Origin of the sequence: Alcaligenes nematophilus (assembly GCF_026344155.1) — a bacterium.
Lineage (GTDB): Bacteria > Pseudomonadota > Gammaproteobacteria > Burkholderiales > Burkholderiaceae_B > Alcaligenes > Alcaligenes phenolicus.
This window is the reverse complement of sequence record NZ_JAPKMZ010000001.1, coordinates 579,185-605,403: the sequence shown is the minus strand read 5'-3', so window position 1 is coordinate 605,403 and position 26,219 is coordinate 579,185. Positions and strand designations below refer to the sequence as shown.

The 26,219-nt window shown below is 56.3% G+C and carries 26 protein-coding genes; 24 read left to right on the top strand and 2 right to left on the bottom strand.

Annotated elements, in window-relative coordinates; all coding sequences use genetic code 11:
* Nucleotides 1–61: 61 nt before the first annotated feature.
* From paaB to OSH04_RS02830, 13 genes are all read left to right on the top strand, one after another.
* Entirely contained in the window at nucleotides 62–346 is a 285-nt protein-coding gene (paaB, locus tag OSH04_RS02890) for a 1,2-phenylacetyl-CoA epoxidase subunit PaaB (protein WP_003799192.1), read from the top strand.
* Nucleotides 347–354: 8 nt separating this feature from the next.
* Nucleotides 355–1,119, top strand: a complete 765-nt coding sequence (gene paaC / locus OSH04_RS02885) for a 1,2-phenylacetyl-CoA epoxidase subunit PaaC (protein ID WP_035272706.1) — start codon at nucleotides 355–357, stop codon at nucleotides 1,117–1,119.
* 5 nt (nucleotides 1,120–1,124) lie between these two features.
* Nucleotides 1,125–1,625: a 1,2-phenylacetyl-CoA epoxidase subunit PaaD gene (paaD, locus tag OSH04_RS02880; RefSeq protein WP_009455982.1), complete on the top strand. Its 501-nt coding sequence runs from the start codon at nucleotides 1,125–1,127 to the stop codon at nucleotides 1,623–1,625.
* Between the two features lie 4 nt (nucleotides 1,626–1,629).
* Nucleotides 1,630–2,712 carry a 1,2-phenylacetyl-CoA epoxidase subunit PaaE gene (gene paaE, locus OSH04_RS02875; protein WP_009455981.1) on the top strand — a complete coding sequence of 361 codons (1,083 nt, stop codon included), beginning with the start codon at nucleotides 1,630–1,632 and terminating at the stop codon, nucleotides 2,710–2,712.
* An 83-nt stretch (nucleotides 2,713–2,795) separates the two neighbouring features.
* Nucleotides 2,796–4,460, top strand: coding sequence for a phenylacetic acid degradation protein PaaN (gene paaN / locus OSH04_RS02870; RefSeq protein WP_266107914.1), 1,665 nt, complete (start codon nucleotides 2,796–2,798; stop codon nucleotides 4,458–4,460).
* A 14-nt stretch (nucleotides 4,461–4,474) separates the two neighbouring features.
* Nucleotides 4,475–5,266, top strand: coding sequence for a 2-(1,2-epoxy-1,2-dihydrophenyl)acetyl-CoA isomerase PaaG (gene paaG, locus OSH04_RS02865; RefSeq protein ID WP_009455980.1), 792 nt, complete (start codon nucleotides 4,475–4,477; stop codon nucleotides 5,264–5,266).
* Complete coding sequence (paaI, locus tag OSH04_RS02860; RefSeq protein WP_257112053.1) at nucleotides 5,266–5,727, top strand: hydroxyphenylacetyl-CoA thioesterase PaaI; 462 nt, start codon at nucleotides 5,266–5,268, stop codon at nucleotides 5,725–5,727. The genes paaG and paaI overlap by 1 nt, the downstream gene beginning before the upstream one ends.
* A gap of 74 nt (nucleotides 5,728–5,801) precedes the next feature.
* Complete coding sequence (paaK, locus tag OSH04_RS02855; RefSeq protein ID WP_026482951.1) at nucleotides 5,802–7,115, top strand: phenylacetate--CoA ligase PaaK; 1,314 nt, start codon at nucleotides 5,802–5,804, stop codon at nucleotides 7,113–7,115.
* A 131-nt stretch (nucleotides 7,116–7,246) separates the two neighbouring features.
* On the top strand, nucleotides 7,247–7,705 hold the full coding sequence (acpS, locus tag OSH04_RS02850; protein ID WP_060185274.1) for a holo-ACP synthase: 459 nt from the start codon (nucleotides 7,247–7,249) through the stop codon (nucleotides 7,703–7,705).
* Nucleotides 7,702–8,757, top strand: a complete 1,056-nt coding sequence (gene nagZ, locus OSH04_RS02845) for a beta-N-acetylhexosaminidase (protein ID WP_035272713.1) — start codon at nucleotides 7,702–7,704, stop codon at nucleotides 8,755–8,757. The genes acpS and nagZ overlap by 4 nt, the downstream gene beginning before the upstream one ends.
* Nucleotides 8,720–10,543, top strand: a complete 1,824-nt coding sequence (gene uvrC, locus OSH04_RS02840) for an excinuclease ABC subunit UvrC (RefSeq protein WP_035272716.1) — start codon at nucleotides 8,720–8,722, stop codon at nucleotides 10,541–10,543. The genes nagZ and uvrC overlap by 38 nt, the downstream gene beginning before the upstream one ends.
* A 39-nt stretch (nucleotides 10,544–10,582) precedes the next feature.
* Nucleotides 10,583–11,155, top strand: coding sequence for a CDP-diacylglycerol--glycerol-3-phosphate 3-phosphatidyltransferase (gene pgsA / locus OSH04_RS02835; protein WP_026482947.1), 573 nt, complete (start codon nucleotides 10,583–10,585; stop codon nucleotides 11,153–11,155).
* Nucleotides 11,156–11,160: 5 nt separating this feature from the next.
* Nucleotides 11,161–12,411 (top strand): MFS transporter, encoded by a 1,251-nt coding sequence (locus tag OSH04_RS02830; RefSeq protein WP_083053353.1) that lies wholly within the window; start codon nucleotides 11,161–11,163, stop codon nucleotides 12,409–12,411.
* A 179-nt stretch (nucleotides 12,412–12,590) separates the two neighbouring features.
* On the opposite strand, the gene queF is transcribed toward OSH04_RS02830, so the two are convergent.
* Entirely contained in the window at nucleotides 12,591–13,418 is an 828-nt protein-coding gene (queF, locus tag OSH04_RS02825; protein WP_083053354.1) for an NADPH-dependent 7-cyano-7-deazaguanine reductase QueF, read from the bottom strand.
* Between the two features lie 308 nt (nucleotides 13,419–13,726).
* On the opposite strand from queF, the gene aceA reads away from it, so the two are divergent.
* The 10 genes from aceA (at nucleotide 13,727) to OSH04_RS02775 (ending at nucleotide 22,286) form a co-directional block, all read left to right on the top strand.
* On the top strand, nucleotides 13,727–15,034 hold the full coding sequence (gene aceA, locus OSH04_RS02820) for an isocitrate lyase (protein WP_009455950.1): 1,308 nt from the start codon (nucleotides 13,727–13,729) through the stop codon (nucleotides 15,032–15,034).
* A 584-nt stretch (nucleotides 15,035–15,618) separates the two neighbouring features.
* Nucleotides 15,619–16,587: a hypothetical protein gene (locus tag OSH04_RS02815; protein ID WP_051359093.1), complete on the top strand. Its 969-nt coding sequence runs from the start codon at nucleotides 15,619–15,621 to the stop codon at nucleotides 16,585–16,587.
* A 1-nt stretch (nucleotide 16,588) separates the two neighbouring features.
* Nucleotides 16,589–16,774 (top strand): cbb3-type cytochrome oxidase assembly protein CcoS, encoded by a 186-nt coding sequence (ccoS, locus tag OSH04_RS02810; RefSeq protein WP_009455947.1) that lies wholly within the window; start codon nucleotides 16,589–16,591, stop codon nucleotides 16,772–16,774.
* Nucleotides 16,775–16,960: 186 nt separating this feature from the next.
* Nucleotides 16,961–18,448 carry a cytochrome-c oxidase, cbb3-type subunit I gene (ccoN, locus tag OSH04_RS02805; protein ID WP_021446465.1) on the top strand — a complete coding sequence of 496 codons (1,488 nt, stop codon included), beginning with the start codon at nucleotides 16,961–16,963 and terminating at the stop codon, nucleotides 18,446–18,448.
* Between the two features lie 10 nt (nucleotides 18,449–18,458).
* Entirely contained in the window at nucleotides 18,459–19,118 is a 660-nt protein-coding gene (gene ccoO, locus OSH04_RS02800) for a cytochrome-c oxidase, cbb3-type subunit II (protein WP_035272720.1), read from the top strand.
* The gene (locus OSH04_RS02795) at nucleotides 19,119–19,292 is read left to right on the top strand and encodes a cbb3-type cytochrome oxidase subunit 3 (protein ID WP_035272721.1); all 174 of its coding nucleotides are present in this window, start codon (nucleotides 19,119–19,121) and stop codon (nucleotides 19,290–19,292) included. It abuts the gene before it with no gap.
* The gene (ccoP, locus tag OSH04_RS02790) at nucleotides 19,289–20,206 is read left to right on the top strand and encodes a cytochrome-c oxidase, cbb3-type subunit III (protein WP_035272722.1); all 918 of its coding nucleotides are present in this window, start codon (nucleotides 19,289–19,291) and stop codon (nucleotides 20,204–20,206) included. The genes OSH04_RS02795 and ccoP overlap by 4 nt, the downstream gene beginning before the upstream one ends.
* A 37-nt stretch (nucleotides 20,207–20,243) precedes the next feature.
* Complete coding sequence (ccoG, locus tag OSH04_RS02785) at nucleotides 20,244–21,743, top strand: cytochrome c oxidase accessory protein CcoG (RefSeq protein WP_026482942.1); 1,500 nt, start codon at nucleotides 20,244–20,246, stop codon at nucleotides 21,741–21,743.
* Between the two features lie 18 nt (nucleotides 21,744–21,761).
* Nucleotides 21,762–21,965: a FixH family protein gene (locus tag OSH04_RS02780; protein WP_009455940.1), complete on the top strand. Its 204-nt coding sequence runs from the start codon at nucleotides 21,762–21,764 to the stop codon at nucleotides 21,963–21,965.
* A gap of 66 nt (nucleotides 21,966–22,031) precedes the next feature.
* The gene (locus OSH04_RS02775; RefSeq protein WP_022983138.1) at nucleotides 22,032–22,286 is read left to right on the top strand and encodes a hypothetical protein; all 255 of its coding nucleotides are present in this window, start codon (nucleotides 22,032–22,034) and stop codon (nucleotides 22,284–22,286) included.
* A 161-nt stretch (nucleotides 22,287–22,447) separates the two neighbouring features.
* On the opposite strand, the gene OSH04_RS02770 is transcribed toward OSH04_RS02775, so the two are convergent.
* Nucleotides 22,448–23,176: a helix-turn-helix domain-containing protein gene (locus tag OSH04_RS02770; protein WP_009455938.1), complete on the bottom strand. Its 729-nt coding sequence runs from the start codon at nucleotides 23,174–23,176 to the stop codon at nucleotides 22,448–22,450.
* 324 nt (nucleotides 23,177–23,500) lie between these two features.
* Here OSH04_RS02770 and clpB point away from each other — a divergent pair, with 324 nt between their 5' ends.
* Entirely contained in the window at nucleotides 23,501–26,092 is a 2,592-nt protein-coding gene (gene clpB, locus OSH04_RS02765) for an ATP-dependent chaperone ClpB (protein ID WP_009455937.1), read from the top strand.
* The last annotated feature ends 127 nt before the right edge of the window (nucleotides 26,093–26,219 follow it).

Sequence of the window (26,219 nt, the reverse complement as noted above, 5' to 3'; positions counted from 1 at the left end):
TTCGATCCGATTCGCAGCAGGCGCTTTGACAGCGCCGCTGCACAGCAAGGAATTTTCAGTTATGAGCAAGAACGATTGGCCCCTGTGGGAAGTTTTCATTCGCAGCCAGCATGGCTTGGCCCACAAGCACGTAGGCAGCCTGCATGCTCCGGACGCCGAAATGGCCATCAACAATGCCCGTGATGTGTACACCCGCCGTAACGAAGGCGTGAGCATCTGGGTCGTACGTGCAGCCGATATCGCTGCTTCCAGCCCTGGTGACAAAGGCCCGCTGTTCGAGCCATCCAACACCAAGGTCTACCGTCACCCTACGTTTTTCCCCATGCCTGACGGCATCAATATGTAGGAACTGGTATGGACAAAGCTTTGTTTTCCTACGCCCTGCGCATGGGCGATTCCACCCTGGTGCTGGCTCAGCGCCTGGGTGAGTGGACTGGCCACGGCCCGGCTCTGGAAGAAGAACTGGCCTGTGCCAATACGGCACTGGACTTGCTGGGTCAGGCCCGTATGTGGCTGACACTGGCAGGCGAGACCGAAGGTCAGGGCCGGGACGAAGATCGTCTGGCCTATCACCGAGACGTCCACGAGTACACCAACTACTTGTTGGTGGAGCGTGAGAATGGTCACTACGGCGACACGCTGGCACGTCAGTTCCTGTTTGATGCCTGGCATTGCTTCCTGCTGGAGCAGTTGATCGAATCCAGCGACGAGCAGATTCGCGAGATTGCCCAGAAGGCACATAAAGAAGTGCTGTATCACCTGCGCCGCTCGACCGACTTGATCGTGCGCCTGGGTGATGGCACCCCGGAAAGCCACAAGCGCATGCAAAAAGCCATTGATGATGCCTGGTTCTACCTGGGTGAGCTGTTCCTGGATGACGAGGTCACTGAGGAACTGGCTCAGCGTCAGGCTGTGCCTTTGATGGCCAGCCTGTGGCAGCCTTGCCTGGAGTACATCCAGAATGCGCTGGAGCGCGCCACCTTGCGTTGCCCGGCCGAGCAGGATGCTCAGCACAAGGCCTACCGTGGTGGTCCCCAAGGCCGTCACACGGAAGCGTTAGGGTTTCTGTTGGCAGAAATGCAGCACCTGCCACGTATGTATCCTGACGCCACTTGGTGATCGCCATGACACAGACCTGGAGCACCGAGCAGGTCATGCAAGTGCTGGCCACGGTGCCAGACCCGGAGATCCCCGTGATCTCCCTGCTGGACCTGGGCATTGTGCGTGACGTGAGTTGGGAGCAGGACGTGTGTGTGGTCACCATCACACCGACCTACTCCGGTTGTCCGGCGATGTACGAAATGAGCCACTCGATTGAACAGGCCTTGCAACAGGCCGGTATCGAGCAGGTTCGGGTGGATACCAAGTTGTCACCGGCCTGGACGACCGATTGGATGAGCGAGCAGGGCAAGCTGGCCTTGCGCGACTACGGTATCGCTCCTCCGGCCCAAAGTGCGGTTGATATTTCTGGTTTGCTGCGTCAGCCCGAGGCGCCCGTGGTGGCCTGTCCTCAATGCGGCTCCACGCATACACGGGTGATCAGCCAGTTTGGCTCCACACCCTGTAAAGCGCTGTATCGCTGCATCAGCTGCGGTGAACCATTCGATTACTTTAAGGCGCATTAGTCCTATGAGTCAGTTTTATTCTCTTCCTGTGGCTTCGGTCTCCCGCAGCACCCGCGACGCCGTGGTGGTGGCCTTTACCGTGCCCGAGGATTTGCAGGATGTGTTTCAGTTTCGTCCCGGTCAGTATCTGACCTTGCGCACTCACCTGGATGGCCAGGAATTGCGCCGCTCCTACTCGATCTGTGCGGCTCCGCACGATCGGTTGCTGCGCGTGGCGATCAAGCGTGTGAATGATGGCGCTTTCTCCACCTGGGCCAATAGTCATCTGGAAGCGGGCGCCACCCTGGAAGTGATGCCGCCTGATGGCAACTTCACCGTGGACTTTGATCCCAGCCAGGCTCACCGTTACGCCGCCTTTGCGGTCGGTAGCGGCATTACACCGATTCTGTCGCTGGTAAAAACCGCGCTGGATACCGAGCCCAAGTCCACTTTCACGCTGTTTTTCGGTAACCGTGCTTCCTCGGCCATCATGTTCCGCGAAGAGATCGAGGACCTGAAAAACACCTATATGGAACGTTTCTCCATCGTGTATATCATGAGCCGGGAAACGCAGGATATCGACCTGTTCAACGGCCGTCTGGATGGCGAAAAAGTGCGCCAGTTGATGCAGCAATGGTTTGACCCGGCCAGTGTGGACGTGGCCTTTGTGTGTGGTCCCCAGGACATGAGCGAGCAGGTGGTTGCTGCCTTGCAGGAAAACGGCCTGGAAAAATCCCAGATCAAGTTCGAGCTGTTCGGCGCTCCCAAAGGCCCACGTGCACTGCGTACGGGCGAAGAGTCGCGCAAGGCTCCGGGCAAGGAAGAGTGCGAGCTGACCGTGATTCAGGACGGCATTACCCGCAACCTGACTATCAGCAAAAGCAACAGCAGCATTCTGGACGCGGCACTGGAGCAAGGGCTGGAATTGCCTTACTCCTGTAAAGGTGGGGTTTGTTCTACCTGCCGTTGCAAAGTGGTAGAGGGCGAAGTGGACATGGACGCCAACTTTGCATTGGAAGATTACGAAGTAGCCCGCGGTTTCGTGCTCAGTTGCCAAAGCTTTCCGGTTACCGACCGGGTGGTGATTGACTTCGATCAGGAAACCTAAGACCGCAGCAACATAGCGGTTTTTCAAGAATCTGGACGCCAGCTTCCCAGCTTGGCGTCCTACTAGTTTCAGGAGCACATTGTATGGCAGCAGATTTTTTCAAGACGCATCAGGCAACGCTGGATCAGGCTTTGAGCAGTATTCTGGAGCGCAACTTCTGGAGCGCTTATCCTGAAAATCCCAGCCCGCGCGCCTACGGTGAAACCGCGGCTCAGGATGGTCAGGCTGCTTTTGAAGCCTACCGTGGCAAAGCCTTTCCCTTGACGCTGGAAGGCGCACAAGGTGAAGTCGGCAACGAGCAATCGCCTTTTGGTTTTGATCTGGGCATTAGCTACCCCAAAGTGCCGGTGGACCAATTGCTGGCTCAGTCGCAACTGGCGCTGGACAGCTGGCGCGATGCTGGCCCGCAAGCCTGGGTTGGCATTTGCCTGGAAATCCTGCATCGTTTGAATCAGCGCAGCTTCGAGATCGCTCACGCTGTGCAGCACACCACGGGTCAGGGCTTCATGATGGCCTTCCAGGCCGGTGGCCCTCACGCTCAGGAACGTGCGCTGGAAGCCGTGGCCTACGCCTGGCAGGAAATGTCCCGTATCCCCGGTCTGGTTGACTGGATCAAGCCCCAGGGCAAGCACGATCCCATCCAGATGAAGAAACAGTTCAAAGTCGTGCCCCGTGGCATTGGTCTGGTGATTGGTTGCTCCACCTTCCCAACCTGGAACGGTTACCCAGGCCTGTTTGCTTCCTTGGCAACCGGCAATACCGTGATTGTGAAGCCGCACCCTGGCGCGATTCTGCCTTTGGCCATTACCGTTGCTGTCGCCCGCGAAGTGCTGGCCGAAGCCGGTTTCAATCCTAATGTGGTCTTGCTGGCCGCTCACGAGCCATCGGAAGACACCGCCCAGCAATTGGCACTGAACAAGGCCGTCAAGCTGATCGACTTTACCGGCAGCAGCCAGAACGGCAACTGGTTGGAAGAAAATGCTCGCCACGCTTTGGTCTACACCGAAAAAGCTGGTGTGAATCAGGTGATTATTGATTCGGTTGAGGATTTCAAAGCGGTTGCCCGCAACCTGGCGTTCTCCTTTGCGCTGTACTCCGGCCAGATGTGTACCGCCCCTCAAAACATTTACGTGCCTCGTGACGGTATCCGTACTGCCGATGGCGTGATGAGCTTTGACGAAGTGGCTCAAGGTCTGGCCCAGGCAGTGCAAAAGCTGGTGTCCGATCCGGACCGTGCCGTTGAAATTACGGGTGCCGTGCAAAACGAAGCCTGCGCAAAGCGTATTGATCAGGCTCGCCAATTGGGCATGCCTATCCTGGCTGACAGCCAGACGCTGGAACACCCCGCATTCCCCGGTGCCCGCGTACGTACACCGTTGGTCTTGCAGGCCCGTGTGGATCAGCCCGAGATTCAACAAGAATGGTTCGGCCCCATCGTTTTTGTGGTGCAAACCGATTCGACCGAGCAAAGCATTGAAGTGGCAGGTCGCAACGTGATCGAGCACGGCGCACTGACCTTGTCGGCTTACAGCACCGATGATGCCGTGACCGCCAAGATTCAGCGCATGGCCGAGCGTTCCGGCGTATCCCTGTCCCTGAACCTGACCGGCGCTGTGTTCATCAACCAGACCGCAGCCTATAGCGACTTCCACGGCACTGGCGCCAACCCGGCTGCCAACGCATCCCTGTCGGATTCGGCCTATGTTGCTAACCGCTTCCGTGTCGTTCAGACTCGCTGGCATTTCTAAAGGAGGGTGGCCAGGTGACTGACCAAAGTATTCAATTTCAGCTGGAAAATGGCGTAGCACGCATTACCTTGAATCGTCCCGACAAGCTCAACAGCTTCACGGCCGATATGCACGGCGAGCTGGCTCAGGCTCTGGATAAAGTGGAACAGTGCGCGGATCTGCGCGTACTGATTCTGACTGGTAATGGCCGTGGCTTTTGCGCCGGCCAGGACCTGTCCGAGCGTCAGATGAGCGCGGGCGATGCCCCCGTGGATCTGGGTGCCACCATTGAAAAATTCTACGCACCGCTGGTGCGCCGTCTGCGTGCGCTGGCGGCCCCTGTGGTGGTGGGTGTCAATGGTGTGGCCGCCGGTGCTGGCGCGAACCTGGCTCTGGCCGGTGACATCGTGATCGCCACTCGTTCGGCCAGCTTCATCCAGCCATTCTGCCGCCTGGGCTTGCTGCCTGACACTGGCGGTACCTTCTTCCTGCCTCGTCTGGTGGGCACGGCACGCGCGATGGGCCTGTCTTTGCTGGGTGACAAGCTCTCGGCCGAGCAGGCAGCGCAGTGGGGCCTGATCTGGGAGTGCGTGGACGATGACGCTTTCCAGGCTCGCCTGAACGAACTGGCCGCCCATTTTGCGCAGGCCCCGACCAAAGGTCTGGCCTATGCCAAGAAAGCGATTTATGCCAGTGATGCCCATTCGCTTGATCAACAGTTGGATCTGGAACGCGACTTGATGCGTGAACTGGGTGCATCCGAAGATTACCGCGAGGGTGTTAATGCATTCCTGGGCAAGCGTGCCCCCCAATTTAAAGGAAAGTAATGCAAAGCAACGCAATGGCTGTTGAAGACCCACAAGCACTGGCCCAGCAGGTCAGTGACCATATGTATGGCAATGACCAGGCATCTCAGGCTTTGGGCCTGAGCCTGGATAGCGTGGCACCGGGCAAGGCCGACATGAGCATGACGGTGCGCGCCGACATGCTCAACGGGCACAAGACCTGTCACGGTGGTTTCATTTTTGCGTTGGCTGACAGCACCTTTGCGTTTGCCTGCAATTCTCGCAATGCACCGACTGTTGCGTCCGGCTGCACTATCGATTACCTGGCTCCTGCCTTTGAAGGGGACGTCCTGACCGCTCGTGCGGTCGAGGCCTCCCTGGCCGGTCGCACCGGGGTGTATGACATCGAGGTGGTCAACCAGAACAACAAGCGCGTTGCCTTGTTCCGTGGGCGCTCGTACCGGCTAAATGGCACGGTATTGGGCGGGATTGAAAAAAAATAATTTTTTGACGATACATACCCTGTAGACCCGGGGGGGTCGGAAGTACCACACCAGCGGCAGGGCAGGAGTACACCATGACAGCAATTAAAGAACAGGTTGGCCGCGATGCCATTGAGCATGCAAGTATTGATGAAATCCGCAACTTGCAGCTGGAGCGTCTGAAATGGACGCTAAAGCATGCTTACGAGAATGTGCCGCACTATCGGCAGAAATTTGATGAAGCGGGCGTGCACCCCGACGATTTGAAGCAGTTGTCGGACATTTCCAAGTTCCCCTTCACGACCAAGCAGGACCTGCGTGACAACTACCCCTTCAAGATGTTTGCGGTTCCCCGTGAACAGGTAGCACGCGTGCACGCTTCCAGTGGCACCACGGGCAAGCCCACCGTGGTGGGCTACACTGCCAATGACATTTCCACCTGGGCCGATCTGTTTGCCCGTTCCATGTGGGCCGCCGGTGCCCGCCCCGGTGATATTGCCCATGTGGCTTACGGCTACGGCCTGTTCACCGGCGGTCTGGGTGCGCACTACGGTGCCGAGCGCCTGGGTTGTACCGTGGTTCCCATGTCTGGTGGCCAGACTGAAAAACAAGTTCAGCTGATTCAGGATTTCCGTCCCGACGTGATTCTGGTTACCCCTTCGTACTTCTGCAATATCGTCGAAGAGATCGAGCGCCAGGGCATGGACCCCCGCGATACCTCCTTGCGTATCGGTATTTTTGGTGCCGAGCCCTGGACCGGCCAGATGCGTCTGGATATTGAGCAGCGCGCTGGCATCGACGCCGTGGACATCTACGGTCTGTCCGAAGTGATGGGCCCGGGCGTGGCCATGGAGTGTGTGGAAAGCAAGGACGGCCCAGTGGTATGGGAAGACCATTTCTACCCCGAAATCATCAACCCTGAAACCGGCGAGCCTGTGGCTGAGGGTGAAAGTGGTGAACTGGTCTTTACCTCGCTGAGCAAGGAAGCCATGCCCGTCATTCGCTACCGCACTCGCGACCTGACACAACTGTTGCCGCCCACTTCGCGCAGCATGCGCCGTATTGGCAAGATTACGGGCCGCAGCGACGATATGGTCATTGTGCGTGGCGTGAACCTGTTCCCGACCCAGGTCGAAGAACTGGTTCTGAAGATGCCCGAGCTGGCCGCCCAGTATCAGTTGGTATTGAGCCGTAACGGCAATATGGACGAACTGGAAATTCTGGTTGAAGTGCGTCCCGAGTTCAATCACCTGAACGACGCCGAGCGTGAGCAAATGGCCCGCCGTCTGAGCCACTCCATCAAGACCTTTATCGGTGTCAGCGCACGAATTCGTGTGCAGTCCTCCGGCATGGTCGAGCGTACCGTGACGGGCAAAGCCAAACGTGTGATCGACAAGCGCGCGTTCTAAGTCTGGCGGATTGACGTCAAAAAAACGGCTCTGCTCTGGCAGGGCCGTTTTTGTATTCCGCGCTCTCACGGTATCATTGCAAGCTGGTAGGCGGCCCAGGCCGCTTTTGCAGTATTTTTTCTGATGACATCATGCCCCCAATACCGTCCGGTTTGATTGCCGGCATCGGCACCGACCTGATCCGTATCGAGCGGATCGAGCGCGCCTTGGCTCGTCATGGTGATCGCTTTGTAAAGCGCATTCTGGGCGAGCAGGAGCGAGAGGTCTATGCCCGCCGTCAGGCACGCGACCCGGTGCGCGGCCTGCGCTATCTGGCCACCCGTTTCGCAGCCAAGGAAGCTTTTTCCAAAGCGGTGGGGCTGGGCATGCGCATGCCTATGGCCTGGTCACGCATGCAAACCTTGAACGCGCCTGGTGGCCGCCCGGTAGTGCGCCTGTCTGCTGATTTGCAAGACTGGTTTGACGCCCGCTTCGGGGCCGTTCATATTTCCCTGACAGATGAATCCGATATGGCCATGGCCTTTGTGGTGCTGGAAGCCAAAGCGCCTGCCATTCCTTCCTTATCCTTAGCTGAGTCTGATACTAAATGAGTTCTTCCTCGCAAGCAGTGCTGCCTCCGGGCCCGGTCATGGTGGACGTGCAGGGCATGGTCCTGACGGATCAGGAGCGTGAGCGCCTGCGTCACCCTCTGGTCGGTGGCGTGATCCTGTTCAGCCGCAACTTTGAAAATCGTGCTCAGCTGACCGCCCTGTGCCAGTCCATTCACGAAGCGCGGGATGAGCCTTTGCTGATCGCCGTGGACCACGAGGGGGGCCGGGTACAGCGTTTCCGCGAGGATGGCTTTACCACGCTGCCCGCCATGAGCCAGTTGGGTCAGCTGTGGACGCGCGATGCCGTCAAGGCCGCTGCTGTTGCCGCCGATACGGGCTATGTGCTGGCGGCCGAGCTGCGCGCTTGCGGCGTGGATATGAGCTTTACGCCGGTACTGGATCTGGACTGGGGTGTCAGCAAGGTGATTGGTGATCGCTCTTTCCACCGTAATCCCCGTGCCGTCTCCATGTTGGCGGCCGGCTTGATCCGTGGTCTGAACAAGGCCGGTATGGCTGCCTGCGGCAAGCACTTTCCTGGCCATGGCGGCGTAGAGGCAGATTCGCATCACGAGATTCCCGTTGACGACCGTACGCTGGAAGAGATTCTGGACGAGGATGCCGCTCCTTATGGCTGGCTGGGCACCTTGCAGCTACCTTCGGTGATGCCGGCACACGTGATTTATTCCAAAGTGGACCCGTTGCCAGCCGGCTTTTCGCCATACTGGATTCAGCGTGTGCTGCGCAAGGCCCTGGCTTATGACGGCGTGATTTTTTCCGACGACCTGACCATGGAAGGCGCCACTGTCGTGGGCGATATCCTGGCACGTGCTCAGGCTGCCCTGGGTGCTGGTTGCGACATGGTGCTGGTATGCAATCGTCCCGATCTGGCCGACGATCTGCTCTCGCGCCTGGATTTCACGATTTCCGAGGAATCCCAAAATCGCATCCGTCGTCTGATGCCGACGACGCCAGCCTTGGATTGGGACGCTTTGCAAGCGGATGAACACTATCAATATGCCCGCGGACTTCAATCTAAAATCCTTTCTGTCTGATTTGCCGAATCTGCCGGGCGTGTACCGGCATATCGACGAACAGGGCGAGGTACTGTATGTGGGCAAGGCGCGTGATCTCAAGCGCCGTGTCAGCTCGTACTTCCAGAAAACGCTGAGCAGCCCCCGTATTGCCCATATGGTGGCGCGCGTCGCGCGCATCGAGGTAACCGTTACCCGCAGCGAGGCCGAGGCCTTGCTGCTGGAAAATAACCTTATCAAGCGCCTGCGGCCGCGCTACAACATTCTTTTCCGGGACGACAAGTCCTACCCCTACCTGATGATCAGCGCCCATCAGGCGCCTCGTATTGCCTATTACCGGGGCAGTACCAGCGGGAAAGGGCATTTTTTCGGCCCTTATCCCAACTCCTGGGCGGTGCGTGAAACCATTCAGATCCTGCAACGGGTGTTTCGTTTGCGGACCTGTGAAGACAGCGTTTACGCCAACCGCAGCCGTCCCTGTTTGCTGCATCAGATCGGGCGCTGTTCGGCCCCCTGTGTGAACTTGATCGCGCCCGAGCAGTATCAGCTGGATGTGCAGCGTGCCATCAGCTTTTTGGACGGGAATACCTCTGAAATTCTGGGCGAGCTGCAAGAGCGCATGATGCAGGCTTCGGACTCGCTGGATTTCGAGCAGGCAGCGATTTTGCGCGACCAGATGAAAGCCCTGTCCGCCGTACTGCAGCAGCAAAGCATGGAGCAGGTGGGCAAGGAAGACGTAGACATTATTGTGGTGCTGAACGCCGGTGGTAAGTTCTGTGTGAACCTGGCCATGGTGCGTGGCGGTCGTCACTTGGGTGACCGTGCTTTCTTCCCCACCCAAATCAACGATGACACCCCTAGCGATGTGCTGGCCGCGTTTATCGCCCAGCACTATCTGGAGCGCCGCATGCCGCCGGTTCTGGTCTGTTCGCACGCTTTGCCCGATGCAGACCTGATGCCATTGCTGGCTGAGCAAACCGGTGTGAAGGCGCGTGTGGTGGTGCGCCCCCAAGGGGTACGCAAGATCTGGCTGGAGCAGGCCACCAAGAATGCCGGCCTGGCCTTGGCCCGTGTGCTGAGCGAATCCACCGCTCGCGCTGACCGTACCCGAGCCCTGGCCGAAGCCCTGCAACTGGACCTGGATGAGGCCCAGCTTGATACCCTGCACATCGAATGTTTCGATATTAGCCATACCGCAGGGGAGGCCACCCAAGCCTCGTGTGTGGTTTATAAACACCACGAGATGCAGAACTCGCTTTATCGCCGCTACAACATTGCAGGCATCACGCCCGGCGATGATTATGCGGCCATGCGCCAAGTGCTGAACCGACGTTTCTCGCGGGTTGCCGAAGGTTTGGCGCCTTTGCCCGACATTGTGTTGATCGACGGTGGCAAGGGGCAGGTGGAAATTGCCCGCCAGGTTTTTGTGGAACTGGGCCTGGATATTCACGTCCTGGTCGGCGTTGCCAAGGGTGAAAAGCGTAAAGTAGGTCTGGAAACCCTGGTATTTGCCGATGATCGCCCGCCTGTGGCTTTGGGTGTGGAGTCGGCGGCACTGATGCTGGTCGCTCAGGTGCGTGACGAAGCGCACCGTTTTGCCATTACGGGCATGCGTGCCCAACGTGCCAAAACGCGCAATGTGTCACGCCTGGAAGATATTGACGGGATTGGCGCCAAACGGCGTCAGCGTCTGCTGGCTCGCTTTGGTGGTTTTAGTGGCGTTGCGGACGCAAGTATTGATGAGCTTAGTGCGGTTGATGGAATATCCACTGAACTGGCCGAACGCATTTATCATGCTTTACGATAGGCGAGAGCCTTTGTTTTAAATTAGGTTGGTATCCAAGCTATGCCTTTTAATCTGCCCATAGCCCTGACGTGGCTTCGCATCGTTCTGATCCCCTTGATCGTCGCCCTGTTTTATCTGCCAGCGGATTGGCTGAGCATGGAAACACGCGATCTGTGGGCCGCTTCGGTGTTTATCGTGGCCGCCGCAACGGATTGGTTTGACGGCTGGCTGGCTCGCCGCTGGAACCAGACGTCCTCATTCGGGGCCTTCCTGGACCCGGTTGCGGACAAACTCATGGTCAGTGCCGCTTTGCTGGTCTTGCTGGATCTGGGCCGTGTGGATGCCTTTATCGCCCTGATTATTATTGGCCGTGAAATCACCATTTCGGCATTGCGGGAATGGATGGCTAAGATTGGTGCCAGTGGTAGTGTGGCAGTTCATCGCTTGGGTAAATTCAAAACCGCCGCGCAAATGGTTGCCATTCCTTGTTTGTTGTACTGGTCGCCTGTCATGGGCCTGCCGACACGGATTATTGGGCAAGCCCTGATTATTGTGGCCGCGGTTCTCACGGTCTGGTCCATGTGCTATTACTTGCAGAAGGCCTGGCCGGAAATCAAGAAAAAGCAACTCTAATACAAATGGCTAATTCATCAACAACGACGCTGGATGGGGCGGGGCCTGACGGTTCACAGGACTGGCGGGTTATTGGCGTTATCGGTATCGCACACGCCAGTTCGCACTTCTTTCAGCTGATTCTGCCCACACTGTATATTTCCCTTGGCCAAGAGTTCGGTTACGACTTCCTGACCTTGGGTGGTCTGGTGACCACCTTTTATCTGGTGTCCTGTTTTGGGCAGGCCTCTTCCGGTTTTCTGGTTGACCGTATCGGAGCCTTGCCGGTCCTGAAAGTGGGCCTGTCCTGTTTTGTGGTGGCGGCCTTGCTGATCGGGACGGCCAATGGCTATGGCATGTTGCTGGCGGCGGCCTTGATCGGTGGCGTGGGTAATGCCGTGTTCCACCCAGTGGATTACTCCATCCTGAATCATCGTGTCAGCCCGGCTCGTTTGGGCCACGCTTTTAGCGCACACGGTTTGACTGGGAATCTGGGCTGGGCCCTGACGCCGGTCTTTATTACCACGCTGACCATTTATTTCAACTGGCGCGTTGCTGTACTGTCGGCGGCAGCCCTGATTGCGGCTATTCTGGTGCTGGTTCTGATGAACCGGGATGCTTTGGCAGGGCGCACGGCCTCGGGAGCAGCGCCTGCGCGTCCGCAGGCCAAGGAGTCGGTCTGGACGACCTTGTCTACCTTGTTGTCGCGTCCTTCCTTGTGGGGTGCCTTCCTGTTCTTTGCCTTTGCTACAGCAGCGATGGCCGTGGTGCAGAATTACACCATTCCTATGCTGCACAACACCTATGGCATTGATAAGGTAACGGCGGGTACGGCCTTGTCCGGCTTCATGCTGGCTTCGGCAGCGGGCATGTTTGTGGGTGGTTTTATTGCTTCCACGACACCACGTTCTGAATTGATTGTGTTTGTGTCCCTGTGCGTATCGGGCGCTTTGCTGCTGGTACTGGGTGCTGGTTGGGTCATGCCTTCGCTGGCCTTGTTTGTGGTGGGGGCGGCTGGCTTTTGCTCGGGCATTGCCTCGCCATCGCGGGACATGCTGATACGCCGTGTCACCCCCAAAGGGGCTACCGGCGCAGTGTATGGCCTGGTGTACTCGGGCATGGACGTAGGTTCTTCCCTGGCACCAGTGGGCTTTGGTTTGCTGCTGGACGTGGGTTTGACCCAGGCTCCCTGGTATGGTGCCGCCATCGGGTATTGGACCGCGGCCGGTTTAGCTGTGTATGTGGCCTCTACAGTAAGCCGCGCGACCAAATCCTGATCTGCCCGTTGCTATGCAAGGCCGCTTCGGAAGGCCATAAAAGAAAACCCCAAAAACTTGATAGGTTTTTGGGGTTTTTTCTTGCCCTGCCTTAAAGCAGGGGGGAAGCTTGTAGCCGTGAACTCAGAAAAGCACATTGGTTTTTCCGGTTCAAGCATCTCTATATAGCTATATAGAGATCACTGACGCGCCAGGCGTGGTTCTTCCACGCTATCAGCATGGCTGCTGCGCCAGGGGTTGATATCCAGGCCCCCACGGCGGGTGTAGCGCGCATACACCAGCAAACGCTCAGGCTTGCAGCTTTGCTGGATATCGCTGTAGAGACGTTCCACGCAATGTTCATGGAACTCGGTGTGACGGCGCAGTGAGACGATATAGCGCAGCAAGGAAGCGGGATCAATCTGCGGGCCGGTATAGCGTACTTGCACACTGCCCCAGTCGGGTTGACCGGTAACGGGGCAATTGGACTTGAGCAAATCAGAGACCAGAGACTCGGTCACGATGGGGGTGTTTGGCAGGCATTGCAGCAAGCCGCTTTGTGGTGTGTAGTCTTGAATGCTGATGTCCAGCTCATCAATGCAGTGGCCTTCCAACTGGCTGATAGGCTGACCGTTCAAGGCCTTGAGCGGAATTAGCGTCACATTGACAGCGGCACCGGCAACCGCGCTCAAGTCTTGCTCCATACGCTGCACAAGGCTGGCCATATCTTCCACCACTTCATCATTAAACGAGTTCAGATAAAGCTTGAAGGATTTGGACTCGATGATGCGTGGGCTATTCCAGGGAATAACAAAGCGCGCCAGGGCGACGACAGGTTTGCCTTTGGGATTGAGCCAGGAGATCTCGTAACCGTTCCAGATATCGGCGCCGTACCATTGCTCGGGAACCTGAAGCGCCTGACGGTTCAGGGAGCGCTCAATACCGAACAGGACACTGGGATCGTACTGTGTGGGATAAACCACATCGTGCCCAAGAGGCGAGTCTTTAAGAGGGGAGTTGTTGCTCATTGACGGGTGCTGCAGAAATAAAACGGGAAACCGGTGCAGCGAGCAGGCGCTCACCGGGCGGTATAAAGGCGATTATCCCACATTGTGAAATCCTTGTCTCAGTATGCAAAAAACGGCTTGCGCGCCGCACAGATTTTCATTTCACAAACAGGTAAGTAATTTCATATCTCGAAATTAATTATATATCTATATGATTTTTAAAAGAAAAATATTTACTCTTATATAAGATAGAAAACATGGATGCGGTGCAGCATTTGGGTAGACTGTAGTCATCTTGTTCACTGTTAAATCCATCTTAGGAGTTCACCATGAATGCTCGAGAAACTGAGATCCGCAATTTGCAAAAACGCTGGGCAGAAGACCCACGCTGGCAAGGTATCAAGCGTGGTTACACCGCTGAGGAAGTGATTCGTTTGCGTGGTTCTCTGGTTGAGGAGCACACCCTGGCTCGCCGTGGTGCTGAGCGTCTGTGGCAATCCATCAATCAGGAACCCTTTGTGAACGCACTGGGCGCCCTGACGGGTAACCAGGCCATGCAACAGGTCAAGGCCGGTTTGAAAGCGATTTACCTGTCGGGTTGGCAAGTGGCTGGCGACGCTAACAGCGCTGGCGAAATGTACCCTGACCAGTCGCTGTACCCCGTCAACTCGGTGCCATCCGTGGTGCGTCGCATCAACAACTCCCTGGCCCGCTGTGATCAGATCCAGTGGATGGAAGGGGTGAACCCGGGTGACGAAGGCTACGTGGATTACTTCGCTCCTATCGTGGCCGACGCGGAAGCCGGTTTCGGTGGTGTGCTGAACGCATTTGAACTGATGAAGGCCATGATTGTGGCTGGCGCTGCTGGCGTTCACTTCGAGGACCAGCTGGCTTCGGCCAAGAAGTGTGGTCACTTGGGTGGCAAAGTGCTGGTGCCAACTCGTGAGGCCATCTCCAAACTGGTGGCTGCTCGTCTGGCTGCTGACGTTCTGGACGTTCCCACCATTCTGGTTGCCCGTACGGATGCGGATGCAGCGGACCTGATCACCAGCGATGTGGACGAGTACGATCGCCCCTTCATTCTGGATGAGCGTACGGTGGAAGGTTTCTACCGCACCCGTGCCGGTCTGGATCAAGCCATTGCCCGTGGTCTGGCCTACGCTCCTTATGCCGATCTGGTCTGGTGCGAAACCTCCACACCGGATCTGGAGTACGCCCGCCGCTTCGCGGAAGCCATCCACCGTCAGTTCCCTGGCAAGCTGCTGTCCTACAACTGCTCGCCATCGTTCAACTGGAAGAAGAACCTGGACGACGCCACGATTGCCAAGTTCCAGCGCGAGCTGGGCGCCATGGGCTACAAGTTCCAGTTCATCACTCTGGCTGGTTTCCACGCACTGAACTACGGCATGTTCGAGCTGGCCCACGGCTACGCCCGCAACCAGATGAGCGCCTTCGTTCAACTGCAGGAAAAAGAGTTCGCCGCTGCACCCCTGGGCTTTACCGCTGTGAAACACCAGCGCGAAGTGGGTACAGGCTACTTTGATGCTGTCACTCAGACAGTTGAAGCCGGTAAGTCCTCGACGACCGCACTGGCCGGCTCCACAGAAGCCGAGCAGTTTGCGCCCTCCGAGGCATAAGCAGGACAGGGAAGGGTAGATAGCCCCTTCTCTGGTTGCAGGCAGCCCACCGTACGCTCCAGTCGGTGGGCTGCTTTTTTATTGGCACACTTTTTTGCTTAAAAGCTACATATTTCAAATATCAAATTTGAAGGCTTGATATTTGGTGGCAGCTGTTTTGAACAGACTTTGAAAGTATGGAAAGAGGGAGCGGAAACAAGCCCGAAAAGGCTTGCAAAGCGGGTGGTCAGACCTGCCTGTTCTTCAATTCAAGGTGCACGTTTGCGTGGATTGATTTGCATTCACAGCGCTACATTATTTCGTCATGAAAAGTCTTGATAATCAAGGCATTCTCATAGGGAAAAGGCGTGGTAGACTTTGGCCGCGCAAGGGACGCATAAGCAGTGCGAAATCCTTGCACTGTGTTGCGGATGGAATAAAAAAAAGGCTGCCAATAAGCAGCCTTGAAAGCATTGAACAGTTAGCGCCGCGTTGGGGGGGTAACGGCCTGAACAAGATGCATAAGGACAACGATATAGGATCGAAGCAAAGTCGTATTGATTTAAATCAAGAATGAAGAAATATCAGTGGCTTATAGTCCTTCCATGCGCGCATATTCGATTTTTTCTCTTCCAAAGCCCCTCACCGATGAGCAGCGGTCGCGTCGGCGACACACATTAGCCCGTTTGGGCCTGTCCTGGCTGGCTGCCATGCAGGTGATGATGTTTGCTTTCCCCGGCTATATGCGCTCTTTCAGCACTCGCGCTGAAGACATTGAATCTCTCTCGCAAGTCATTGTGCTCATGAATTGGGCGGGCCTGTGCTTGACCATGCCTGTCGTGCTGTACTGTGCCTGGCCCATCCTGAAAGGGGCTGTCAAAAGCTTGTCCGAAGGTCGTGTAGGCATGGATGTGCCGGTGGCCTTGGGTATTGTGGGTGCTTTCCTGCCTAGTGTGTACAACACCTGGATCCAGCAGGGCGAGGTGTACTACGACTCGGTCACGATGTTCGTGGCCTTTTTGCTGACTGCCCGTTATCTGGAGCTTTGCGCCCGCCAGTCGGTGACGCAGTCCGCATCCCATGACCTGATCGAACGCTTTCGCCAGTCCGTGACAGGTCATGCCAATACTCTGGCATTCTGGTTCGTCAGCATTCAGCTGGTATTGGCCGCCGCCTTTGGTCTGGTCTGGTACTGGATGGACCCTTCGCATGTCGTTCCTGTTGTGGTTGCCATGCTGGTCATGAGCTGTCCCTGTGCCATGTCCATGTCGGTTCCCTCCGCCGTCGCTTCGGCGCATGCCGGCTTGCTGGCCCGACCTGCCAGGAATGAATTTGAAGTTGTACAACTGACCCAGCAAACTGGCCGCATCGCCCGTCAAAACCTGTACGGTTCGATTGTCTGGCACTTGCTCATGACTCCATTGGCGGCCTTGGGCATTGTGGCCCCCTGGCTGGCCGCCGTCAGCATGCTGGTGTCCTCTTTGGCCGTGGCGGCCAACTCCTGGCGCATCTATCGCAGCCGCACCCGCGAGGTGCCGGCTCAGTGGACCGGTCCAGCAGCAAGGCAGGGCTGATATGTTTGGCTCTTTGCTGGTCCTGATCCCCATCTCCATTTTTCTGGTCATTGTTATCGGTGTCTCTTTCTGGTGGGCCATTTTTGCTGGCCAGTTTGAAGACACGGGCAATGCGGCTGATTCCATCTTGCTGGACGACGACTCCACAGCGGGTTTGTCGGGAGCAGAGCGTCCACCCGATTCCTGATACCTTCCAATTTTTTTGTTTTTTAGCCCTGCAAATGGTCGGCGACACACAGTCTGCGGGGCGGAAACACGCGCGAGCGCGTGCTTTCCGAAGTTTTTTGATAAGCATCAAGTAGCAGATTACCGACTTGCTGGATGATGTAGCTTGTTGTCGCTTGTATTAACAATGTTTGTTTAGGGGAAGCAAATGGGCACTTCCGATGCAGTCGGAAATAACGCCGAAGTCTTCAATTACGGGATTGTGAGGCAGTTCGCCATCATGACCGTATTTTGGGGCGTCATCGGCATGGCAATAGGCCTTTTTATTGCCTTGCAGTTGATTTGGCCAGAACTCAATTTCGACACACCGTGGCTTAGTTTTGGACGTCTGCGTCCACTGCATACGAACGCTGTGATTTTTGCCTTTGGTGGCACCGGTTTGTTCGCGACATCCTACTATGTCGTGCAGCGTACCTGTCAGGCCCGTTTGTTCTGCGACAAGCTGGCAGCCTTCACCTTCTGGGGTTGGCAAGCCGTGCTGGTGGCCGCGGTCATTACCCTGCCTATGGGTTACACCAGCTCCAAAGAATACGCCGAACTGGAATGGCCGATTGACATCCTGATCACGCTGGTCTGGGTGGCTTACGCCATTGTGTTCTTTGGCACGATCGTCAAGCGCCGTGTGCGTCACATTTATGTGGCCAACTGGTTCTTTGGCTCCTACATCGTTACCATCGCTGTACTGCACATTTTCAATAACCTGGAACTGCCAGTCAGCTTCATGAAGTCCTACTCGGCCTACGCCGGTGTGCAGGACGCCATGGTGCAGTGGTGGTACGGCCATAACGCCGTGGGCTTTTTCCTGACCACGTCCTTCTTGGGCATGATGTACTACTTCATCCCCAAACAGGCCAACCGCCCCATCTACTCCTACCGTTTGTCCATCGTTCACTTCTGGGCTCTGGGCTTTACGTACATGTGGGCAGGTCCTCACCACTTGCTGTACACCTCCTTGCCAGACTGGACTCAGTCCCTGGGCATGACTTTCTCCCTGATTCTGCTGGCTCCCTCCTGGGGCGGCATGATCAACGGCATCATGACTTTGTCGGGTGCCTGGCACAAGCTGCGTACTGACGCGATCCTGAAGTTCATGGTTGTGGCTCTGTCCTTCTACGGTATGTCTACCTTTGAAGGTTCCATGATGGCCATCCGTACGGTGAACGCGCTGTCGCATTACACCGACTGGACCATTGGTCACGTGCACTCCGGCGCGTTGGGCTGGGTTGCCATGATTACCTTCGGTTCTCTGTACTACTTGATCCCCCGTCTGTACGGCCGTACTGAAATGGCTCGTCCTCGTCTGATCGACCTGCACTTCTGGCTGGCTACCCTGGGCGTGGTGCTGTATATCGCCGCGATGTGGATTGCCGGTGTGATGCAAGGTCTGATGTGGCGTGCTACCGGTGTTGATGGCACCTTGACGTACAGCTTTGTGGAAGTCGTGAAAGCTACTTACCCCTTCTACGCAATCCGTGCTCTGGGCGGCGCCTTCTTTGTGGCCGGTATCTTGCTGATGTCCTGGAACGTGTTCCTGACCATCCGTGCAGGCGAGAAAGGCATCAACCCTGTTGTGCCCCTCAAGAACCCAGACGCCCGCGATCCAGCCCTGGTGGGTCCAACCCCTGTGCTGGCCTAAGGAGTAAATCATGGCTAATGACACTAATAAGCGCTTTTCGCACGCCACGATCGAGAAAAATACCGGGCTGCTGATCATCCTGAGTATCTTGGTGATTTCCTTCGCTGGCCTGGTACAGATCGTACCTTTGTTCTTTCAACACTCGACCACGCAGCCTACCGAAGGCATCCAGCCATACGAACCTTTGCGACTGATTGGTCGTGACATCTACATCCGTGAAGGATGTGTGGGCTGTCACTCCCAGCAGATCCGTATGCTGCAGTCCGAAGTGCAGCGCTACGGTCCTTACTCGCTGGCCGGTGAGTCCGTGTACGACCACCCCTTCCTGTGGGGCTCCAAGCGTACCGGTCCTGACCTGGCCCGCGTAGGTCAGCGTTACAGCGACGAATGGCACCGCATTCACTTGCGTAACCCACGTAACGTGGTCAAAGAGTCCAATATGCCCGCCTACCCATGGCTGCAGAAGAACTCGGTGGAAGGTGAAAACGTGCAGGATCGCATGAAGGTGCTGCGTACCCTGGGCGTGCCGTACACGCAGGAACAAATTGATGCTGCTCCTCAGGAGCTGGTAGGCAAGACCGAAGAAGATGCAGTGGTTGCTTACTTGCAGGGCCTGGGCGTAGCCAGTCGCGACGCAGCCGCCAAGGCTGTGGAGCAGGGGAGCCACTAAATGCTAGCCATCATCAACGCTGTTGTGACCGCTTTGGCGATGGCTACCTTCCTTGGCATTTGCTGGTGGGCGTTCTCTCGGGGACGCCGCCAGGCCAACGAAGAAGCAGCGCTTCTGCCTTTCGCCTTGCCCGACGAGGGAATCAACGATAAAAACCCTGGGGGTTCCGAATGAGTGACTTTTTTAACAATGGCTGGAGCCTCTGGATTTCCGGCATCGCCTTGTTAGGCATCATATTTTGTTTGTGGCTGTTATTTACTCAGCGTGCATTTCTGGGCAAGACGGTCGATGTGGAAGAAACCGGCCACGTCTGGGATGGTGACCTGACCGAGCTGAACACTCCAGTGCCTCGCTGGTGGACCGTGATGTACATCGGTTTGTGTGTGTTTGCCTTGGGTTACCTGGTGCTGTATCCCGGCCTGGGCAGTTTCAAGGGCACATTGGGTTTTAGTTCCGGCCAACAGGTCAAGCAGCAACAGGCCGAGATCAATGCTCGCCTGGAGCCTGTGTACGCCCGTTACCGCGAAATGCCTATTGAAGAGATCGCTCGCGATCAGGAAGCTCGCGAAATTGGTCAGCGCCTGTTTCTGAACAACTGCGCCCAGTGTCACGGTTCTGATGCACAAGGTGCTCCCAGCTTCCCTAACCTGGCCAATAAAGCCTGGTTGTGGGGTGGCGAGCCCGAGCAGATTCTGCACACCATTACCGAAGGTCGTACCGGGATGATGCCGCCACAAGCGCAATTCACCCCCGCTCAAGCCTCCGACGTGGCTCAGTATGTGCGCTCCTTGTCCGGCCTGGCTGCAGATCCTCTGCGTCTGGTGGCTGGTAAGCGTGTTTATGACAGCGCATGTTTTGCCTGTCACGGTGCGGATGCCAAGGGCAACACCTTGTTGGGCGCTCCTGATCTGACGGACGATTACTGGTTGTATGGCAGCTCCGAAGCCACCATCGTTCAGACCGTCTTGCAGGGTCGTACCAACCAGATGCCGGCTCAGAAAGCCACTTTGACTCCTGAGCAGATTCGTTTGCTGGCGGGTTGGGTCTGGGGCTTGTCGAACAATGCCGAGCCTGCCCAGGCTAACTAATGTGTTTTAAATTGATCTGACGCCTTCAGGACTTGCAATGAGTAGTGATTCTTCCCAACCCAGCGCTGATAACGCGCAGGGAACTGTGCCCAAGTGGCAACCTCCACGTAACACCAAGGGAGCGGGTGGAACCTCTCCGCAAGTCGAGAAGGCGCTGGTCGATGTACGCAGCAAAATCTATCCACGATCCGTCAAGGGCGTATTCGCCCGCTGGCGGATCTGGATGGTGTATTTCACGCAGATCATTTTCTATGGTCTGCCCTGGTTGGAATGGCATGGCCGTCAGGCCGTGCTGTTTGACCTGCTGGAACGCAAGTTCTACATCTTTGGCATGATTTTGTGGCCCCAGGACGTTATTTACCTGACGGTGCTGCTCCTGATATCTGCCTTCTCCTTATTCCTTTTCACCGCCATGGCCGGACGTTTGTTCTGTGGCTATGCCTGTCCGCAGACGGTCTACACCGAGATCTTCATGTGGGTTGAGCGCAAGGTGGAAGGGGACCGTCTGGCGCGTATCCGCTTGGATGAGCAAGCCTGGAACGCCCGCAAACTACGTCTCAAAGCAACCAAGCACTTCCTGTGGATCGTGATTGCTTTGTGGACCGGCTTTACCTTTATCGGCTACTTCGCTCCTATCCGTGAACTGGGTGGCGAGCTGATCGCCCTGTCTCTGGGCCCTTGGCAGTGGTTCTGGCTCTTGTTCTACGCCTTTGCCACCTGGGGTAACGCCGGTTTCATGCGCGAAGCCGTCTGTAAGTACATGTGCCCCTACGCACGTTTCCAAAGTGCCATGGTGGACAGCGATACCTTTGTGGTGACCTACGATTTTGTGCGTGGTGAAACCCGCGGTGGTCGATCTCGCAAGATTGACCACAAAGAAGCCGGTATGGGCGACTGTGTGGACTGCAGCCTCTGTGTTCAGGTCTGTCCGACCGGTATTGATATTCGTGATGGCCTGCAATACATGTGTATTGGCTGTGGCGCCTGTGTGGACGTCTGTGACCAGGTCATGGACAAGATGGGCTATGAAAAGGGCCTGATCCGCTACACCTCGGAGCGCGCCATTAAAGAGCGCATGACGCAATCGCAGGTGCGACGTCGCATGCTGCGCCCGCGCGTGCTGTCTTATATCCTGATTCTGGCCGTCATTTGCGGTGCCTTCGTCTACACCTTGGCAACCCGTACCCCGATGCGTGTGGACGTGATTCGTGACCGTGGTGCTCTGGGCCGTGAAGTGCCTGGCGGCATGATCGAAAACGTGTTCCGTCTGCAAGTCATCAATACCTCGGAAGAGGCGATGGAGTTGCAGTTGTCCGTAACAGGTCTGGAAGGTGCACGCATTCACTTGACCGAGAACGGCCAGGATCACATTCATGTGGCCCCTGCAGGCAATAGATTATTGCCTGTCGTGGTGCAAGTCCCAATTAGTAGTGCCAAGCCAGGCCTGTATGATATTTCCATTCAGGCAGTCGGCGAGCATGAAGGGGGCCGCAAAACCTACGTGAATGAACGCAGTAGTTTTTATATTCCTCAGTAACTTTATAAAGAGCAAAAAATGGACGAATCAAAGGACAGTGGACCCTGGTGGCGTGAACCGTGGCCCTGGTTGTTGATGGCCGGCCCGGCTCTGGCTATCGTGGGCTGCGTCATTACCATTGTGCTGGCGTTCCAGAACTTCAGTAATCAGGGAGTGACGGACGGCGGCGTCAAGCAAGGTCTGGTCGTCACCAAAGGCGAGCCTGCCCGCGAGCAGCGCTAAAAGTAGTTGATACACCGTTACGCTAGGGTTGAGAGAAGTATGTTTCCGTTCAAGAAGGGGGTACGAATGACCATCCGATCGTTGATGTGGATACTGTGGCCTTCATTCCTGGTCGCTGGGGTACTGAGTGCAATTGTGTTTGCTTTGGTAGACCCGTTGGACATCGTTGTGCTTGGACATATGCAAGTAGATCGACTGACCTTTTATACGGTGGCGTTTTTTCTGTTCTGGGTGGCCGCTGCGGTGGCTTGTACGCTTAGCCTGTATATGTCCTCTGGTTCGCCAGCGGTACTGGCTGAACCGGCAGATAGTCTGGACTGATTTCGACAAGCGCCAAAAGACAAAAAAGCACATGCAAACTGCATGTGCTTTTTTTTGTGCGCGCTTGGTGCTGGGGAGTGATGCAGCAGGCCCTAGAGACGTTCAGAGCCTTGCGTAAGCCCTAGGCAATGCCAGGTAAAGCAAGTAGCCAGCCAGTGGCTTTAATCGCACTCCGTGCCTGCCAGCGTGCGCAGGGCGGCCAGATCCAGCAAGTGGACTTCACGCTGGGAGATTTTCAGCAGACCTTCGCGCGCAAAACGCGAGAACAGGCGGCTGACCGTTTCCAGTGTCAGGCCCAGGAAGTTGCCGATTTCTTCGCGGCTCATGCGCAGAATGAATTCGTAAGGGGAGTAGCCAAGCAGCGACAGGCGCTGGGACAGGTTCAGCAAGAAGGCGGCCAGGCGCTGCTCGGAACGCAGTCCGGCCAAGGTCATCATCAGTTGATGGGCGCGGTTGATTTCCTTGCTCATCAAGCGACGGAATTGTTGTTGCAAGATAGGCAGTTGGGCCGACAGGCGGTCCAGATCATCAAGGCGGATCACACAGACTTCGCTGTCTTCCAGGGCGATGGCATGAGAGACATGGCGGTTTTCAACCAGGCTATCCATGCCAAGGATTTCTCCTGGTAATAAAAAGCCCGTAATCTGGATGTGGCCGGTGGAATCTTCCAGCTGCATCTTGATAGAACCAGAGCGCAGACCATAGATTCCCTCGACTGAGTCGGCTAGTCGAAACAGCACGCCGCCCTTGGGGATGCGGATGCGCTCCTTGACTAATTCGTCCAACCGCTCCATTTCATGCTTAGGCATCCCAAGAGGTAGACATACCTCATTGAGCATACAACTGGAGCAGCGTATGGAGTCAGCGGTAACCGAGATACGTTTTTGCATAAGGAATAATGTCAGATGGCGAAACGCTAAATCTTTGAGTCAAATCAAGTGTAATTGTAGCTTTTTATTGGTTGGTATTCCCGCTAATCCTTAATATGTTTAGTTCTTAAGGGCCGCGCCATGCGGGAAGCGGCTGCCCATGCCGGGTACAGCGCGGTCAGACTGCTCTTGCCAGGTTGTTGTTTAAAAGCGATCCAAACACTTGAATACTTGGTTTTTGTCCTTATCTTCAATTCATCCTGTTATTTGTTGCGAGATCTGGGCGAGCAGTATTTAGTAACTGTTTGCTTTAGCTTATCGCATATTTTCTCAAGTGAAAATTCTATGCGAATCGATAAATTGACAACGAAGTTTCAACAGGCTCTAGCCGATGCGCAGAGCCTGGCTGTTCGCGAAGACAACCCCTATCTGGAACCCGCCCACGTACTGGTCGCCTTGCTGGCCGATGCCGATTCCGGCACTGGCAGCTTGCTGGCTCGTGCGGGCGTCGCCATTCCCCGTCTGGAAAATGAGCTTAACCGCCTGATCTCCAATCTGCCCAAGGTACAAGGGGCGGAAGGTCAGCAGCAGCTCAGCTCGGCTCTGCAAGCCGCTTTGGCGAAAACCGACAAGGAAGCCGCCCAGCGCGGTGATACCTATATCGCCAGCGAGTTGTTCCTGCTGGCCCTGGCTGACGACAAAGGCGAAACCGGTCGTGCCTTGCGCGATGCCGGCTTGCAGCGCCGTGCCTTGGAAGCGGCCATTGAGGCCGTACGCGGTGGTGCCAATGTGAATGATGCCGAAGGTGATAGCAACCGTGAGGCGCTGGACAAGTACACCACTGACCTGACCGAGCGTGCCCGTCTGGGCAAGCTGGACCCGGTGATTGGCCGTGACGACGAAATTCGTCGCACTATCCAGATTCTGCAGCGTCGCACCAAGAACAACCCCGTGTTGATTGGTGAGCCTGGTGTGGGTAAGACCGCCATTGTGGAAGGCTTGGCGCAGCGTATCGTGAACAACGAAGTGCCCGAAACCCTGAAGGGCAAGCGCGTTCTGGTGCTGGACCTGGCTGCCTTGCTGGCGGGTGCCAAGTACCGTGGCGAATTTGAAGAGCGTCTGAAAGCCGTCTTGAAAGAGCTGTCCAAGGACGATGGCAAAACCATTGTCTTTATTGACGAGTTGCACACCATGGTGGGCGCCGGTAAGGCCGAAGGTGCCATGGATGCCGGCAATATGCTCAAACCCGCCTTGTCGCGCGGCGAGCTGCACTGTATCGGTGCTACTACGCTGAACGAGTACCGCCAGTACATCGAGAAAGACGCGGCTCTGGAGCGTCGTTTCCAGAAAGTGCTGGTTAACGAACCGGACATGGAGTCCACCATTGCGATTCTGCGCGGTTTGCAGGAGCGCTACGAGCTGCACCACGGTGTGGCGATTACTGACCCGGCCATTGTGGCTGCGGCCGAGCTGTCGCAGCGCTACATTACGGACCGTTTCCTGCCCGATAAGGCCATTGACCTGATCGACGAGGCCGCGGCCCGTATCCGTATGGAGATCGACTCCAAGCCCGAGGTCATGGACAAGCTGGATCGCCGCATCATTCAGCTGAAGATCGAGCGTGAAGCGGTCATCAAGGACACGGACGAAGCCTCTCAGCGCCGTTTGCAGGCCATCAATGACGAGATGGAGAAGCTGCAGCGTGAGTACAACGACTACGAAGAGATCTGGAAAGCCGAAAAAGCGGCAGTTCAGGGCTCGCAAGTCGTTAAAGAGGAAATCGAGAAAGTGCGTGCCGAAATGGCCGAGCTGCAACGCAAGGGCCAGTTCGACAAGTTGGCCGAGCTGCAATACGGCAAGCTGCCCGAGCTGGAAGAGCGCCTGAAAGCGGCTGAAGCCAATATGGACAAGGCTGATCAGGACAAGCCTCGCTTGTTGCGTACACAGGTTGGTGCCGAGGAAATCGCGGAAGTGGTTTCGCGTGCAACCGGTATTCCTGTGTCCAAGATGATGCAGGGCGAGCGTGAAAAGCTCTTGCAGATGGAAGACTACTTGCACAAGCGTGTGGTCGGCCAAGGTGAAGCCGTACGTTTGGTGTCGGATGCCATCCGTCGCTCGCGCGCCGGTCTGTCTGATCCGTCCCGCCCTTATGGTTCCTTCCTGTTCCTGGGGCCAACCGGTGTGGGCAAGACCGAACTGACCAAGGCATTGGCCAACTTCCTCTTTGATTCCGAGGATCACATGATTCGTATCGACATGAGCGAATTCATGGAGAAACACTCGGTGGCTCGTTTGATCGGGGCGCCTCCCGGCTACGTGGGCTATGAAGAGGGCGGTTACCTGACCGAGGCCGTGCGTCGCAAACCTTATTCGGTGATTTTGCTGGATGAGGTCGAGAAAGCACACCCCGACGTCTTTAACGTGCTCTTGCAGGTGCTGGACGATGGTCGTTTGACCGATGGTCAGGGCCGTACGGTGGACTTCCGCAATACGGTGATCATCATGACCTCCAACCTGGGTTCGCAGCATATCCAGCGTTTGTCGGGCGAACCTTACGATGTGATCAAGGAAGTGGTGTGGGAAGAAGTGAAGCAGCATTTCCGCCCCGAGTTCCTGAACCGTATCGACGAAGTGGTGGTATTCCACGGTCTGGAAGCAGAACACATCGAGTCCATTGCTCGTATCCAGCTTGAACGTCTGGATCAGCGTCTGGCTCAACGTGACATGCATCTGGAAGTCAGCGAGGCTGCTTTGGCTCAGTTGGCCAAGGCCGGGTTTGACCCTGTGTTTGGCGCACGTCCTTTGAAACGTGCCATTCAGCAGCACATTGAGAACCCGGTGGCACGCTTGATTCTGGAAGGCCGCTTTGGTCCTAAGGATGTGGTGCCTGTGGACTGGAAGGACGGCGAGTTTACGTTCACCCGCAGTATCCAGTAATGAGCAGGCTCTGATTACTGCTGTGCTGGTGAGCGTTGAGCAGTAGAGCGGACCAGCGCATGCAGTAAGCCTTAGTTGAAACGGCAGTAAAAAAAGCGCCTTGGGCAACCAAGGCGCTTTTTCTTTG

Coding starts and splice junctions, on each gene's coding strand:
- paaN (WP_266107914.1), top strand. CDS start 2,796: ATGGCAGCAGATTTTTTCAAGACGCATCAGGCAACGCTGGATCAGGCT.
- ccoS (WP_009455947.1), top strand. CDS start 16,589: ATGTTTGGCTCTTTGCTGGTCCTGATCCCCATCTCCATTTTTCTGGTC.
- OSH04_RS02780 (WP_009455940.1), top strand. CDS start 21,762: ATGGACGAATCAAAGGACAGTGGACCCTGGTGGCGTGAACCGTGGCCC.
- ccoP (WP_035272722.1), top strand. CDS start 19,289: ATGAGTGACTTTTTTAACAATGGCTGGAGCCTCTGGATTTCCGGCATC.
- paaK (WP_026482951.1), top strand. CDS start 5,802: ATGACAGCAATTAAAGAACAGGTTGGCCGCGATGCCATTGAGCATGCA.
- acpS (WP_060185274.1), top strand. CDS start 7,247: ATGCCCCCAATACCGTCCGGTTTGATTGCCGGCATCGGCACCGACCTG.
- OSH04_RS02815 (WP_051359093.1), top strand. CDS start 15,619: ATGCGCGCATATTCGATTTTTTCTCTTCCAAAGCCCCTCACCGATGAG.
- queF (WP_083053354.1), bottom strand. CDS start 13,418: ATGAGCAACAACTCCCCTCTTAAAGACTCGCCTCTTGGGCACGATGTG.
- ccoG (WP_026482942.1), top strand. CDS start 20,244: ATGAGTAGTGATTCTTCCCAACCCAGCGCTGATAACGCGCAGGGAACT.
- aceA (WP_009455950.1), top strand. CDS start 13,727: ATGAATGCTCGAGAAACTGAGATCCGCAATTTGCAAAAACGCTGGGCA.
- ccoO (WP_035272720.1), top strand. CDS start 18,459: ATGGCTAATGACACTAATAAGCGCTTTTCGCACGCCACGATCGAGAAA.
- OSH04_RS02830 (WP_083053353.1), top strand. CDS start 11,161: ATGGCTAATTCATCAACAACGACGCTGGATGGGGCGGGGCCTGACGGT.
- nagZ (WP_035272713.1), top strand. CDS start 7,702: ATGAGTTCTTCCTCGCAAGCAGTGCTGCCTCCGGGCCCGGTCATGGTG.
- ccoN (WP_021446465.1), top strand. CDS start 16,961: ATGGGCACTTCCGATGCAGTCGGAAATAACGCCGAAGTCTTCAATTAC.
- paaI (WP_257112053.1), top strand. CDS start 5,266: ATGCAAAGCAACGCAATGGCTGTTGAAGACCCACAAGCACTGGCCCAG.
- OSH04_RS02770 (WP_009455938.1), bottom strand. CDS start 23,176: ATGCAAAAACGTATCTCGGTTACCGCTGACTCCATACGCTGCTCCAGT.
- clpB (WP_009455937.1), top strand. CDS start 23,501: ATGCGAATCGATAAATTGACAACGAAGTTTCAACAGGCTCTAGCCGAT.
- uvrC (WP_035272716.1), top strand. CDS start 8,720: ATGCCCGCGGACTTCAATCTAAAATCCTTTCTGTCTGATTTGCCGAAT.
- paaE (WP_009455981.1), top strand. CDS start 1,630: ATGAGTCAGTTTTATTCTCTTCCTGTGGCTTCGGTCTCCCGCAGCACC.
- OSH04_RS02775 (WP_022983138.1), top strand. CDS start 22,032: ATGACCATCCGATCGTTGATGTGGATACTGTGGCCTTCATTCCTGGTC.
- pgsA (WP_026482947.1), top strand. CDS start 10,583: ATGCCTTTTAATCTGCCCATAGCCCTGACGTGGCTTCGCATCGTTCTG.
- paaB (WP_003799192.1), top strand. CDS start 62: ATGAGCAAGAACGATTGGCCCCTGTGGGAAGTTTTCATTCGCAGCCAG.
- paaD (WP_009455982.1), top strand. CDS start 1,125: ATGACACAGACCTGGAGCACCGAGCAGGTCATGCAAGTGCTGGCCACG.
- paaC (WP_035272706.1), top strand. CDS start 355: ATGGACAAAGCTTTGTTTTCCTACGCCCTGCGCATGGGCGATTCCACC.
- OSH04_RS02795 (WP_035272721.1), top strand. CDS start 19,119: ATGCTAGCCATCATCAACGCTGTTGTGACCGCTTTGGCGATGGCTACC.